This window comes from Actinoplanes sichuanensis, assembly GCF_033097365.1.
Classification (GTDB): Bacteria; Actinomycetota; Actinomycetes; order Mycobacteriales; family Micromonosporaceae; genus Actinoplanes; species Actinoplanes sichuanensis.
This window is the reverse complement of record NZ_AP028461.1, coordinates 293,038-306,724: the sequence shown is the minus strand read 5'-3', so window position 1 is coordinate 306,724 and position 13,687 is coordinate 293,038. Positions and strand designations below refer to the sequence as shown.

The window sequence follows — 13,687 nt, the reverse complement described above, 5'->3', positions numbered from 1 at the left end:
CGACAGGCGATTGACGACGACAGAATCCCGAGGCCGGGAGAGTGTCGCGTTCCCGACGGTGTCCGGTCTGGAAACGAGAAGGACTCGGAAGTCCGCCTAAGATCTCCGGGCGAACCCGCCCGCGGTCACTCTGCGTCAGGTTCGTTAGGGCGGAGGACTTGGCGGATGCAGACCGAGATACGTGTGCTCGGCCCGCTCGAGGTGCTGGTGGGTGGGCGCCCGGCCGGGCTGGGCGGCCATCAGCAGCGGGCGGTGCTGGCCATCCTGGTGGCGGCCCGGGGCCGGGTGGTGCCGGTGGAGCGGATCGTGGCACAGGTGTGGGCGGGTGATCCGCCTCCGCAGCCATTGGCGACGCTTCAGGCGTACATCTCGAGGTTGCGCCGCGCCCTGGAACCGGAACGCGCGCCGCGGACGCCGGCCCGGATCCTGGTCAGCGACAGCCGTGGCTACGCTCTGCGTCTTCCCGAGGACGCGGTGGACGCGTGGGGTTTCGCCCGGGACGTGGCCGCCGTTCCGGACGCTCCGGAGGACGCCGGGGAGGCGGCCGGACTGCTGCGCAAGGCGCTGGTCCGCTGGCGGGGTACGCCGTTCGCGCAGTTCGCCGACGAGCCGTGGGCGCGATCCGAGATCACCCGGCTGACCGCGGTGCACCGGCTGGCCCGGGAGCGTGCGGTGGTGGCGAAGCTGCGGCTCGGGCACGTCGGTGACGCGGTCCTGGACGCGCAGGAGCTGGCCGTACCGGAGCCGTTACGGGGCCGGTCCTGGTGGCTGTACGCGCTGGCGCTCTGGGCCGCGCACCGATCGGCCGAGGCGCTGGACGCGCTGCGCCGGCACCGGCGGCTGGTCACCGTCGACCTCGGCCGGTCCCCCGATCCGTCGATCGACGACTTGGAGAGGGCGATCCTGGAGCAGCGGCAGTCGGTGCTGCACGAGGCGATCGGGACGCCGCCGGCCGTCCGGGCGGTGCTGCCCGCGCGGCTGCCGCCGGAGCCGACCGGGTTCACGGCCCGCGAGGCGGAGCTGGCCGAGCTGAGCCGGCGAACCGACGGGCTACTGGTGATCACCGGTACCGGCGGGGTGGGCAAGACCGCCCTGGCGATCCGCTGGGCGCATCAGGTCGCCGACCGGTATCCGGACGGGCGACTCTACGCCGACCTGGGCGGGTTCGGGCCGGTGGATTCGCCGGTGCCGCCGGGTGCGGTGCTCGGTGGGTTCCTGATCGCGCTGGGGGTGCCCGGCGGGCGGATCCCACCGGGCGAGGCGGAACGGACCGCCCTGCTGCGCAGTGTGCTGGCCGGTCGGCGGGTGCTGCTGGTGCTGGACAACGCGTTCGACGCCGAGCAGGTCCGGCCGCTGCTGCCCGGCTCGGATGGCTGTGCGGTCGTGGTGACCAGCCGCAACCGGATGAGCGGTCTGGTCGTGTCGGACGGCGCGCGGATCGTGCCGCTGGACGTGTTCGGCGACGGCGAGTCCCTGGACTATCTGCGCGGCCGGCTCGGCGCCGATGTGGTGGACGCCGATCCGGCGGCGCGGGACACGATCGTGGCGCGCTGTGGCGGGTTGCCGCTGGCGCTGGCCGTGGTCTGTGCGCGGGCCGGTGGGTTCCCGCCGGCCGTGGTGGCCGCCGATCTGGACCGGGATGCGCTGCCCGGCCTGTGGACGGTGTTCTCCTGGTCGTATCGCCAACTGCCGGCCGAGGCGGCCGAGCTGTTCCGACGGCTGGCGCGGCAGCCGGGGCCGGAGGTGACGCTGGCGGCGGCGGTCGGTGTCTCCGGTGCGGACCGGCCGGCCACCCGGGCGCTGCTGCGCCTGCTGACCGACGCCCACCTGCTCGACGAACGATCGCCGGGTCGGTTCGTCTACCACGATCTGCTGCGGGCGTACGCGGAGCACGAGGCCCGGGCGCACCACGACGGGAACCGGCTGCCGGCGGTGTCGGCGTGATCGAGGTCCGGGTGCTGGGCCCGTTCCAGGTGCTGGTGGACGGCGAGCCGGTCGCGCTGGGCGGGCCACGGCCGCGGGCGGTGCTGGCGATGCTGGTCGCCGCGCACGGCCGGACCGTGCCGGTGGACCGGATCGTCGACGAACTGTGGGGCGAGAACCCGCCGCCGTCCGCGGTGGCGACGCTTCAGGCGTACATCTCGAGGTTGCGAAAGCTGCTGGAACCGCGACGCGCGCCACGCGCCGCGACCACCGTCCTGGTCGGCGATCCGGTGGGGTACGCGCTGACGCTGCCCGCGGAGGCGGTGGACGCCTGGCGGATGGAGCGGGAGGTGCACAGTGTCCAGCGAGCCCGGGACCTGACCGCGGAGCAGGCGCTGGCGGTCCTGCGCACCGGCCTGGACCGGTGGCGTGGCGAGCCGTTCCCGGAGTTCGCCGCGGCACCGTGGGCACAGGCGGAGATCACCCGGCTGCGGGAGGCCCGGCTGGTCGGCCGGGAGCGGTCGATCGCCTGCCTGTTGAAGATGGGGCGCACCGACGAGGCGATCACCGCCGCCGCGGAGCTGGCCGGCGAGTATCCGCTGCGCGGCCTGTCCTGGTGGCTGTACGCGCTGGGCCTGTGGGCGGGCGGACGGGACGCCGAGGCGCTGGCCGTGCTGGAGCGGCACCGGGAACTGCTCGCCGAGGAGCTGGGCCTGGATCCGGAGCCGGCCCTGACCGATCTGGAACAGGCGATCCGGGACGGCCGCACGGACACGCGGGAGCGGCTGCTGGATTTCGGGGCGGAGCCCGATGAGTTCGCGGTGCGACCGGCGCAGCTGCCGCGCACGCCGGCCACGTTCGCGGCGCGGGAGGCCGAGCTGGTCGGGCTGGCCGGGGCGGGTGCCGCCCGCACGGTGATCACCGGGCCGGGTGGGGTCGGCAAGACGACGCTCGCGATCCGGTGGGCGCACCTGGTCGCCGAGCGGTATCCGGACGGGCAGCTCTACGCCGACCTGCGCGGGTTCGGGCCGGAGGAGACACCTGCCGACCCGGGGGACGTGCTGGCCGGGTTCCTGGTCGCGCTCGGGGTGACCGATCAGCGGATCCCACCCGGCACGGCGGAGCGGTCGGCGCTGTTCCGCGGTCTGCTGGACGGCCGGCGGATGCTGCTGGTGCTGGACAACGCGCACGACGCCGCGCAGGTCCGGCCGCTGCTGCCGGGCGATCCGGGGTGCGCGGTCGTGGTGACCAGCCGGGACCGGCTGACCGAGCTCGGCGCCCGGACGTGTGAGTTGGACGTGTTCGACGCCGTGGAGGCGGCCGCCTACCTGCGGGAGCGGCTCGGCGCGACGCTGGTGGACGAGGCCCCGGAGGCGCGGGACGCGGTGATCGCCGGGTGCGGAGGGCTCCCCCTGGCGCTGGCCGTGGTGTGTGCGCGGGCGGCCGGGTTTCCACTGTCGGTGGTGGCCGAGGAACTGGCCGAGGAGGGGCTCGACGCGTTCGCCGGGCCCGGCTACGACCTGCGGGCGGTGTTCTCCTGGTCGTACCGGCGGCTGCCGGCGGACGCGGCGACCCTGTTCCGGCAGCTGGCCCTGCACCCGGGGCCGGATCTGTCGTTCGGCGCCGTGGTGAGTGCGGGCGGGCGGGAGCGGGCCGCGACCCGGGCGCTGCTGGACCGGCTGGTCGGTGCGCATCTGCTCGTCGAACGGCGGCCGGGGCGGTACTCGTATCACGATCTGATCCGCAGTTATGCCGTCGGTCTGGCCGAGGTGGACCGGGCGGACGTGCTGCGGCGGCTCGTCGAGTATCACCTGCACTCGGCGAACGCGGCGGTGCACCGGTACGCGCCGTTCAAGCGGGCCGACCGGGTGGGGCCGGTGCCGGCCGACGTGACGCCGGAGCGCTTCACGTCGGACCGGCGGGCGCTGTCCTGGCTGCACGCCGAGTACGACAACGTGATGGCGCTGGCCGGGCTCTGCGACGAGCCGTGGGGGCGGCGGTATCTGGCCCCGCTGGCCTGGGCGCTGGCGCCGTACCAGCAGGACACCAGGTTCGCGCTGGACGACTCGTTCGGGCTGTGCGAGCGGGCGCTGGCGGTGACCGGCGAGCTCTGGTGGTCCGGGTTCCTCAACTACATGATCGGGCGCGGACATCTGCGGCTGGACCAGCGCGCGCAGGCCCGTCCGTACCTGGTGCGGACGATCGAGGTGGGTCGGGCCACCGACGATCCGCAGCGGCTCGGCAACGGTCTGCTCGGTATGGCGGTGGTGATCATGGGGCTGAACAACACGCCGACCCGGGAGCAGACGATCACGGCCTACCCGTACGCCCGGGAGGCTCTGGAGGTCTACCGGCGATACGAGTACGGCGAGCCGGACTGCGCCCGCGCACTGAACCCGCTGGCCTGGTACCACTTCCACCGGCCGGGCGGGATGCCGGAGGCGCTGCGGCTACTCGGCGAGGCGCTGGCGATCAACCGGAAGTGGGGGCACACCCACGGCGCCGCCGGGACGCTGGCGATCATCGGCCGGGTGCGGCACGCGGGCGGTGACCCGGCCGGGGCGGTCGCGCCGTTCCGGGAGGCCGTCACGCTCCTGTCCGACATGCCGGAACTGCAGATCGAAGCGATGATAGGTCTCTATGCGGCATTGCGGGACTCCGGCGACGTGGCGGAGGCGGAGCGGGTCGGCGCCGAGGCGCGGGTGCTGACCGGGAAAGCTCGCTACTACGACGCGGAACGTGTGCGCACGGTTCTTGCTGGTTAACGTTAACAAATCAGCTCTCCAGGGCTTTCAGCGCTGCAAACATCGAGCCGGAACTCTTGACAGGGGTGTCGATGTTTGCGTACACATTGCTGAGCTAGTCCACCGGAAACACTTCTGAAACCGTTGCGATCCGCACCGGAGGACCCCTCATGCGCAAAATCCCCTACCGCCTCGCGGGCGCGGCCGCCGTTCTGGTCTCGCTCCCGCTCGCGGTCTCGCCTCCGGTCGCCGCCCACGCGGTCGAGCCGGACTACACCATCACGGTCGACCCGTCGTCGACCGGCGCGGCCATCCCCAAGTCCATGTACGGCGTCTTCTTCGAGGACATCAACTACGCGGCCGACGGCGGTCTCTACGCCGAACTGGTCCGCAACCGCTCGTTCGAGTTCAACTCCACCGACGCGTCGGGCTACAACGGACTGACCGGCTGGACCGTCACCGGGTCGGCCACGGTCACCAACGACGGGCAGCGGCTCAACGACCGCAACCGCAACTACCTCGCGGTCACCGGCGCGGCGAGCCTGACCAACGCGGGCTACAACACCGGCCTCGCCGTCCGAAAATCCGACAAGTACGATTTTTCGGTCTGGGCGCGCTCGGATGCGCCGACGTCGCTGCAGGTCACGCTACTGACCGCGGGCGGGGCCACCCTCTCGGCGCCGATCAGTGTCGCCGTCTCCGGTGACACCTGGAAGAAGTACAGCGGCACTCTTCGCGCCACCGCGACCAGCGACGTCGCCCGGCTCTCGGTCGCCGCTTCGTCAAGCGTCCGCCTCGACGAGGTCTCGCTCTTCCCGCGCGACACCTACAAGGGACGCGCCAACGGCCTGCGCAAGGATCTGGCCGAGAAGGTCGAGGACCTGAAGCCCGGCTTCGTCCGCTTCCCCGGCGGCTGTCTGGTCAACACCGGCAGCATGTACGCCTACGACGCCGCGAACAACTACCCGCGCGCCCGGTCCTACCAGTGGAAGGACACCGTCGGCCCGGTCGAGACGCGCGCCACCAACAAGAACTTCTGGGGCTACAACCAGACCTACGGCCTCGGCTACTACGAGTACTTCCAGTTCTCCGAGGACATCGGCGCCATGCCGCTGCCCGTGCTGCCGGCCCTGGTGACCGGTTGTGGTCAGAACCGGGCGACCGTCGACGAGGCGCTGCTGCAGCGGCACATCCAGGACGCGCTCGACCTGATCGAGTACGCCAACGGGCCGGTCACCAGCACCTGGGGCAAGCTGCGGGCCGACTCCGGGCACCCGAAGCCGTTCAACCTGACCACGGTCGCGGTCGGCAACGAGGAGAACCTGCCCAACGAGTACTGGGCGAACTTCCTCAAGTTCGAGTCGGCGATCAAGGCGAAGTACCCGGACATCACCGTGGTCAGCAACTCCGGCCCGGACGACCAGGGCAGCACCTTCGAGAACCTGTGGGCCAAGAACAAGGCGCACGGCTCGGACATGGTCGACGAGCACTACTACAACAGCCCGGCATGGTTCCTGCAGAACAACAAGCGTTATGACTCGTACGACCGGAACGGCCCCAAGGTCTTCCTCGGCGAATACGCGTCGCTGGACAACAAGCTGTACAACTCGCTGGCCGAGGCCGCGTACATGACCGGCCTGGAGCGCAACGCCGACGTGGTGAAGATGGCGTCCTACGCGCCGCTGCTCGCCAACATCGACAACGTGCAGTGGAAGCCGGACATGATCTGGTTCGACAACGACGAGTCGTGGGGCTCCACCAGCTACCAGGTGCAGAAGCTGTTCATGAACAACGTCGGCGACAGGGTCCTGCCGTCGTCGGCCACCGGCAACGTGCTGCAGCCCAAGCCGATCACCGGCGCGATCGGGCTCTCCACCTGGCGTACCGCCGCGGTCTACGACGACGTCAAGGTCACCCGGCCGGACGGCACCGTGCTCTACAGCGACGACTTCAACGACGGCGACGCCGCCGGCTGGACCTCGGTGACCAACCGCGGCAACTGGGCGGTGGCCAACGGCGCCTACACCCAGACGACCACGGACACCGAGGACACCATGGTCAAGGCCGCGACGATCGGCGAGACCGATTACGACTACACGCTGAAGGCCACCAAGACGGCCGGCGCCGAGGGCTTCCTGGTCGCGTTCGGCATCCAGGAGACCGGCCAGTTCTACTGGTGGAACCTGGGCGGCTGGAACAACACGCAGGGCGCCGTCGAGAAGGGGATCACGTCCGCCAAGGAGCAGATCCTCACCAAGCCCAACACCGTCACGACCGGCAAGACCTACGACCTCAAGATTCAGGTACGGGGTACGAAGGTCACCCTGATCCTGGACGGCGTGGAGTGGGGCTCGTTCGACGACAACGCGGTCACCGAGCCGTTCGCACAGGTCGTCACCGAGGACACCAAGCGTGGCGAGATCATCGTCAAGGTGGTCAACGCGCAGGACACCCCGGCGGTCACCAAGATCGACCTGGGTGGGCGCAAGGTGGCGCGTACCGCGAAGCAGACCGTGATCACCGGTGACCCGGGCGAGCTGAACACCCGTTCGGCGGAGCCGATCCAGCCGGTCACCTCGACCGTGCACGGCGTCTCCTCGGTCTTCACCCGCGAGTTCCCGGCGAACTCGGTCACCTTCCTCCGCATCAAGACCCGGTAAGGGGCCCGCTCATGAACCGACGAACCGTGTTGGCGGGTGGCGCCGTGGGTGCCATGGCCGTCGTCCTGCCCGTGGGCGCCGAGGGTGCCCCGCAGCCGGTCGCCCTGCCCAGCGATGCTGAGATCTACGGCGTGCCCACCGTGGATCCGCTGATCAGCCAGCGCGCCGACCCCTGGATCACCAAGCCGGTGAACGGGCAGTACTACTTCACCGGCTCGGTGCCCGAGTACGACCGCCTGGTCGTCCGGGGCGCCCCGACCATCGAAGGTCTGGCCACCGCCGAGGAGAGCGTCATCTGGCGCCGTCCCACCAGCGGGAAGATGGGCGGGCACATCTGGGCGCCGGAACTGCACCGGATCGGCGGGAAGTGGTACATCTACTTCGCCGCCGGCGACGCCGGTGAGGTCTTCCGGATCCGCACCTACGTGATGGAGTCGGCGCTCGACGACCCGCGCGACCCGGCCGGCTGGGTGCTGAAGGGCCAGCTCGCCACCGAGTGGGACGGTTTCACGCTCGACGCCACCAGCTTCACCCACCGCGGGCGGCAGTACCTGGTGTGGGCGCAGAGCGAGCCGGAGATCGCGGTCAACACCAGCCTCTACATCGCCGAGATGGCGAACCCGTGGACGCTGAAGAGCAAACCGACCCGGATCGCCACGCCCACCCGGAGCTGGGAGATCATCGGCTACCGGGTGAACGAGGGTCCGGCCGTGCTGATCCGCAACGGGAAGGTGTTCATCACCTTCTCGGCCAGCGCCACCGACTCGAACTACTGCATGGGTCTGCTCACCGCGTCGGCCTCCTCGGATCTGCTCTCCCGCTCCAGCTGGGAGAAGAGCCCGGACCCGATCTTCGTCACCAACGACGCGACGAAGCGTTTCGGGCCGGGGCACAACTCGTTCACGGTGACCCCGGACGGGACGGACGTGCTGGTCTACCACGCCCGGGACTACAAGCAGATCACCGGCGACCCGCTGTACGACCCCAACCGCCACACCCGCGTGCAGAAGCTGTACTGGCACGAGGACGGGACGCCGCTGTTCGGCATCCCGGTCGGTTCGGGCGGGCCGATCGTGCGCCTGTCGCCGTCGGACCGGCCGCGCTCGTTCGTCAAGCACGTCGGTGACGCGGTCCAGGTCGACCACGCGCCGCGGGAACTGGAGCTGACCCAGTTCCGGTTCGTGGCGGCGGCCGACGGCACCGAGACCGTCCAGTCGGTCGACCAGCCCACGAAGTCGCTGGTGGTCAGCGGTACGACGGTGACTCTCGGGACGACCGGCACGCCGGTGACCCGGATCGCGGTCAAGGGTGGCGTGACCATCCGGGTCGCGCCGGGCCGGTTCCTGCAGCACCGCAACGGCTCGCTCACGGTGTCCGCCAAGGCCACCGTGTTCAGGCTGAGCTAGTTCCGCGCACGGGGAGGACGCCTGCCGTCCTCCCCGTGATTTAAGGCTCAAAAGAGGACTATCAGATTCCTCTTTTAGTAGGGTCGACCCGTGCGACTGAATCGCTCCACCGATATCGGCCTGCGCGTGCTGATGCTCGCCGCCGCCCGCCCCGAGGATCTGCTCACCATCGACGGGCTGGCCTCCGCCGTGGCGGTGCCCCGCAGCCACCTCGCCAAGGTGGTCCAGCGGCTCCAGCACCTCGGCCTGCTGACGACCGTCCGGGGCCGCAACGGGGGTGTCCGGCTCGCGACCGGCGCCGCCGGGGCGTCGGTCGGCGGCCTGGTCCGCGACCTCGAGGGCGACACCGAGGTGGTGGAGTGCGGCGGGGACATCCCCTGCCCGCTCAACGCCGGCTGCCGGCTGCGCGGGGCGCTCCGAGCCGCACAGGAGGCGTTCTACGCCTCGCTCGACCCCATCACGATCGGCGACCTGACCGCCCCACCGGTCCGCCAGGTCCTGCTCACCCTCTCGTAGAGGAGATCCCGCATGCTGTCCGCATCCAGCGCCCCGATCATCGAGGCCACCCTGCCGGTCGTCGGCGAGCACCTGGAGGAGATCTCCGACGTCTTCTACCAGACGATGATCGGCGAGAATCCGGAGCTGCTGAACCTGTTCAGCCGCAGCGCCCAGGCCACCGGTGAGCAGCGCAGCTCGCTGTCCGGGGCGGTCGCGGCGTACGCCATGCACCTGATCGGCGCGGGCCCGGACGGGGCGGCGTTCGAGCACATCGTCGAGCGGATCGCGCAGCGGCACTGCGCCCTCGGCATCCGTCCCGAGCAGTACACGATGGTCGGCCGCTACCTGCTGGGCGCGGTCGGCACGGTGCTCGGCGACGCCGTCACCGCACCCGTCGCGGCCGCCTGGGACGAGGTGTACTGGCTGTTCGCGGCCCGGCTGATCGGCCGCGAGGCGCGGATCTACGCCGAGGCCGGGGTGGACGGCGCCGACCCGTGGCGGGAGTTCACCGTCGCGCAGCGGATCGCCGAGGCCCACGACACCGTGTCGTTCGTGCTGGTCCCGGCGGACGGCGGGGAGGCGCCGGGCTTCCACCCCGGGCAGTATGTGACGGTCGCCGCCGATCTGCCGGGGGCCGGCCGGCAGCTGCGGCAGTACTCGCTGTCCCAGGCCGCGACCGGCGGGACGCTGCGGATCACCGTGCGGCGGGTGCGCGGGGTGGGCGGGGCGCCGGACGGGGTGGTCTCCGGCTACCTGCACGAGCACGTCGCGGCCGGGGACACGCTGCGGATCAGCCGGCCGTACGGCGATCTGACCCTGCGCCCCGGGAACTCGCCGCTGCTCCTGGTCAGCGCCGGGGTGGGGGTCACCCCGATGGCTTCGATCCTGGAGCACGTGGCGCGTACCCAGCCGACCCGGGAGGTGACCGCGGTGCACGCCGACCGCAGCCCCGACCGGCATCCGCTGCGCGCCGACATGAACGCCAACGGGGCCCGACTGCGCGCGTTCCGCAGCCTGTACTGGTACGAGCAGCCGTCCGGGGAGCCGGACACGTTCACCGGCCTGATCGACACCGATCTCATCCCGGTCCACCCGGACGCCGAGGTCTACCTGTGCGGGCCGGCGCCGTTCATGCAGGCGGTCCGGTCCGGGCTGCATCTGCGCGGCGTTTCCGACGATCGGATCCGGTACGAGGTGTTCGGCTCCGAGCAGTGGCGGCCGGCTCCGGCCCCGGCCGGGGTCTGACCAGGGCCCGCTCTCCGTCCGGTCTCTCAAGTCGGACGCCGCCGGGTCGATAGAGCGGGGCGTGTTCACCGTCGAAGCCCCTCAGATGACCGCCCCGCCGGCGGCCGGCCTCCGGGACCGTGCCGTGGACGCCTCGGCGCTGGCCTACCTTCAGGTCGACCGCGCCGGGGTGATCCGCGACTGGAACCCGGCCGCCGAGAAGCTCTTCGGCTGGACCCGCGACGAGATCGTCGGCCGCCGTCTCACCGACACGATCATCCCGCCGGCGCTGCGGTCCGCGCACAGCGCCGGGTTCGCCCGCCGGCTGGTCGGCGGCGACAGCGGCGGCCTGGGTCACCCGATCGAGGTACCGGCGCTGCACCGCGACGGCTCCGAACTGCGCATCTCGATGAACGTCGACGCCGCCGAGGACGGTTTCGCCGCCTTCGTCTCCGACCAGACCGACGGGCACCGCGCCCAGCAGGAACTCCAGCGCAGCAACACGCTGATCAGCGCGATCCTGCAGCACACCACGGCGATGATCTCGGCCAAGGACCTGGACGGCCGCTACCTGTTCGTGAACGGCGAGTACGAGCGGATCTTCCAGGTCACCGCGGCCGACATGGTCGGGCGGGCCGAAGCCGACCTGGTGTCCGCTTCGGTGGCCGCGGTCGGGCGCGCCAACGACGCCGAGGTGATCGACTCCGGGGTCGCCAAGACGGTGCTGGAGGAGGTCCCGTTCGGTGACGAGATCCGGCAGTACCTGGTCACCCGCGTGCCGCTGACCGACCCGGACGGCTCCGTCTACGGGGTGTGCACGATCGCCATCGACGACACCCAGCGGCGGCGCAGCGCCGACGTGATCGCGGCCGGCGAGCAGCGGTTCTGGAACACCGTCAACAACGCGCCGGGCATGCTCTACCAGTTCCGCGCCGAACCGACCGGCGAGTCGTCGTTCACCTTCGTCTCGGACGGCTGCCGGGAGATCTTCCAGCTCGACCCGGACCAGATCGTCGAGTCGGCCGCCCAGGTGATCGACATGATCGCCGAGGAGGACCGGGACTCGTTCGCCGCCAGCGTCGCCGCGTCGGCACTGACCCTGGAACCGTGGGACTGGCGCGGCAGCGTGATCCGGCACGACGGCACCCGGCGCTGGCTGTGCGGGATGTCCCGGCCGCACCGGGAGGCCGACGGCGCGGTCGTCTGGGACGGCATGCTGCTCGACCGGACCCTGGAACGCAGCACCGAACTCGATCTGGAAGCCGTCCGCAACGACCTCGCCGACCTGGTGGACCGGCTCGCCGTACTGTCCGCGACGGTTCCCGCCGGGCCCGAGCCGGTCGCCGAGCTCGCCCACCTGGTGACCGAGAAGGATCAGGAAGCGCTGTTCGACATGTGGCGGACCGCGTTGCGCCGCGAACGGACCGACAGCGTCCTGGCCGGCCACGAGGGCCGCCTGCTGGTCCGGTTGCGCCCGCACGGCACCGACGAGATCGGGATCTCCTGTTTCCGGCTGGACGGCCCGGCATGACCGCGACCGGCGGCCCCTACCTGCCCCGCAAGCTCGGGGTGATCGGCATCCCGATGACCCCGCTCCCGGCCGGCACCCCGATCCGGGAGATCATCGCCGGGCTCGAAGCCGATCACCTCGTACCCGGCGTGATCGTCGCCACCGAGGACGGATACCGGCTGGTCAGCCGGGCGATGATCGACCGCGCCCGGGCGGCCGCGCCGTGCACGGCCGGTGATCTGGCCGGTGGCCACGGACTGGAACTGGCGGCCGACACCGACATCGAGACCGCCGCCGAGGCCGCCCTGGCCCGCCCGGCCGCCGAACGCGAGGAACCGGTCCTGGTCTGCTGGCCGGACGGCCGGTACGGCATCGCGCCGATCGTCGACCTGCTCGCCGCGATGGCCGGCCGGTTCGCGAAGCTGTCCCGTACCGATCCGCTGACCGGCCTGCCGAACCGGGCCACCATCCTGGCCGAGGGCCGGCGCCGCCTCGACGCCGGCACCCTGGTCGCCGTCGTCCACCTGGGGCTGGACCGGTTTCAGGACGCCAACGACGTGCTCGGCCACCACGGCGCCGACACCCTGCTGCACCGGGTCGCCACCGCCCTCGGCGCGGCCCGGGGCGCCGGGAACATGGCCGCCCGCCTCGACGGCGACCAGTTCGTGGTGCTGCTCTCCGAACTGCCGGCCGGCCAGACCGTGCAGAGCGTCGGCCGCCGCCTGGCCGCCGGCATCCGCGGTCCACACCCGGTCGACGGCCTGCCGATCAGCGTCGAGGCGAGCATCGGCATCAGCCACGCCGACCACCACGACGTCACGGTGCTGATGCGCCGGGCCGCCGCCGCCATGCGCCGCGCCAAACACGAGCGCACCGGCGTCGTCGAGTGGACCCCGAAACTCGACACCAACCAGCGGGTCGACCTGCGGCAGCTCACCGAACTGCGGACCGGTCTGCGCGCCGGCCACCTGCGCCTGCACTACCAGCCGCTGCACGACGCCGGAAGCCGGATCATCCACGGCGCCGAGGCGCTGGTCCGGTGGCAGCACCCGCAGCGCGGACTGCTGCCACCGGGTGTCTTCCTGCCTGACGCGGAACGCTCCGACGTGATCCTGGAACTGACCGACTGGGTGCTGGCCGAGGCACTGCGGCAGGCCGCCGTCTGGCACGCGCAGGGCCACCACCTGCCGGTGTCGGTCAACCTGCCGCCCGCCTACCTGGCCCAGGACCGGGCCGTCGACACCATCCTCACCCTGCTCGACCTGGAGCAGGTGCCGGCCACCATGCTCACCGTCGAGATCACCGAGACCGCGGTCCTCACCAACCAGGAACAGGTCGCCGCCCAACTGGCCCAGCTGAGGGCCCGGGGAATCCGGGTCGCCATCGACGACTTCGGCACCGGCTACACGTCACTGGGCCTGCTCCCGAAACTCCCGATCGACGAACTGAAGATCGACCGGAGCTTCGTCATCCGCATGCACGACTCCCCCGCCCACGCCACGATCATCGACTCGGTGATCGCCATCGCGAAGGCCCTGGGCCTGACCGTGGTGGCCGAGGGCGTCGAGGACGAGCCCACCGCCCGAGACCTGACCACCGCGGGCGTCGACCTGCTGCAGGGCTTCGGCCTGAACCGCCCCCAGCCCCCGGACGTCATCCCCACCCTCCCGGGCCTGCCCACCACCCCACTCGTCTCCGCCTGAAACCGTTCGGCTCACCGGC

General features: G+C 71.4%; 8 protein-coding genes. All 8 read left to right on the top strand.

The window, feature by feature from the left end; all coding sequences use genetic code 11:
* Positions 1-165: 165 nt before the first annotated feature.
* Positions 166-1,944: an AfsR/SARP family transcriptional regulator gene (locus Q0Z83_RS01255; protein ID WP_317791896.1), complete on the top strand. Its 1,779-nt coding sequence runs from the start codon at positions 166-168 to the stop codon at positions 1,942-1,944.
* A complete protein-coding gene (locus Q0Z83_RS01250) occupies positions 1,941-4,688 on the top strand; it encodes an AfsR/SARP family transcriptional regulator (protein WP_317791895.1) in 2,748 nt (915 codons plus the stop codon). Before Q0Z83_RS01255 ends, Q0Z83_RS01250 begins: the two co-directional genes overlap by 4 nt.
* A 149-nt stretch (positions 4,689-4,837) precedes the next feature.
* The gene (locus tag Q0Z83_RS01245; RefSeq protein ID WP_317791894.1) at positions 4,838-7,327 is read left to right on the top strand and encodes an alpha-L-arabinofuranosidase C-terminal domain-containing protein; all 2,490 of its coding nucleotides are present in this window, start codon (positions 4,838-4,840) and stop codon (positions 7,325-7,327) included.
* 11 nt (positions 7,328-7,338) lie between these two features.
* On the top strand, positions 7,339-8,733 hold the full coding sequence (locus Q0Z83_RS01240) for a family 43 glycosylhydrolase (RefSeq protein ID WP_317791893.1): 1,395 nt from the start codon (positions 7,339-7,341) through the stop codon (positions 8,731-8,733).
* Positions 8,734-8,823: 90 nt separating this feature from the next.
* Positions 8,824-9,249: an RrF2 family transcriptional regulator gene (locus Q0Z83_RS01235; protein ID WP_317791892.1), complete on the top strand. Its 426-nt coding sequence runs from the start codon at positions 8,824-8,826 to the stop codon at positions 9,247-9,249.
* Positions 9,250-9,261: 12 nt separating this feature from the next.
* Entirely contained in the window at positions 9,262-10,476 is a 1,215-nt protein-coding gene (locus Q0Z83_RS01230) for a globin domain-containing protein (protein ID WP_317791891.1), read from the top strand.
* Positions 10,477-10,537: 61 nt separating this feature from the next.
* Positions 10,538-11,986 (top strand): PAS domain-containing protein, encoded by a 1,449-nt coding sequence (locus Q0Z83_RS01225; RefSeq protein ID WP_317791890.1) that lies wholly within the window; start codon positions 10,538-10,540, stop codon positions 11,984-11,986.
* Positions 11,983-13,668: a putative bifunctional diguanylate cyclase/phosphodiesterase gene (locus tag Q0Z83_RS01220; RefSeq protein ID WP_317791889.1), complete on the top strand. Its 1,686-nt coding sequence runs from the start codon at positions 11,983-11,985 to the stop codon at positions 13,666-13,668. The genes Q0Z83_RS01225 and Q0Z83_RS01220 overlap by 4 nt, the downstream gene beginning before the upstream one ends.
* Positions 13,669-13,687: the final 19 nt, after the last annotated feature.

Bases quoted from the DNA above. Each gene is read 5' to 3' on its own strand.
- Q0Z83_RS01255 (WP_317791896.1), top strand. From the start codon at position 166: ATGCAGACCGAGATACGTGTGCTCGGCCCGCTCGAGGTGCTGGTGGGT.
- Q0Z83_RS01245 (WP_317791894.1), top strand. From the start codon at position 4,838: ATGCGCAAAATCCCCTACCGCCTCGCGGGCGCGGCCGCCGTTCTGGTC.
- Q0Z83_RS01240 (WP_317791893.1), top strand. From the start codon at position 7,339: ATGAACCGACGAACCGTGTTGGCGGGTGGCGCCGTGGGTGCCATGGCC.
- Q0Z83_RS01230 (WP_317791891.1), top strand. From the start codon at position 9,262: ATGCTGTCCGCATCCAGCGCCCCGATCATCGAGGCCACCCTGCCGGTC.
- Q0Z83_RS01220 (WP_317791889.1), top strand. From the start codon at position 11,983: ATGACCGCGACCGGCGGCCCCTACCTGCCCCGCAAGCTCGGGGTGATC.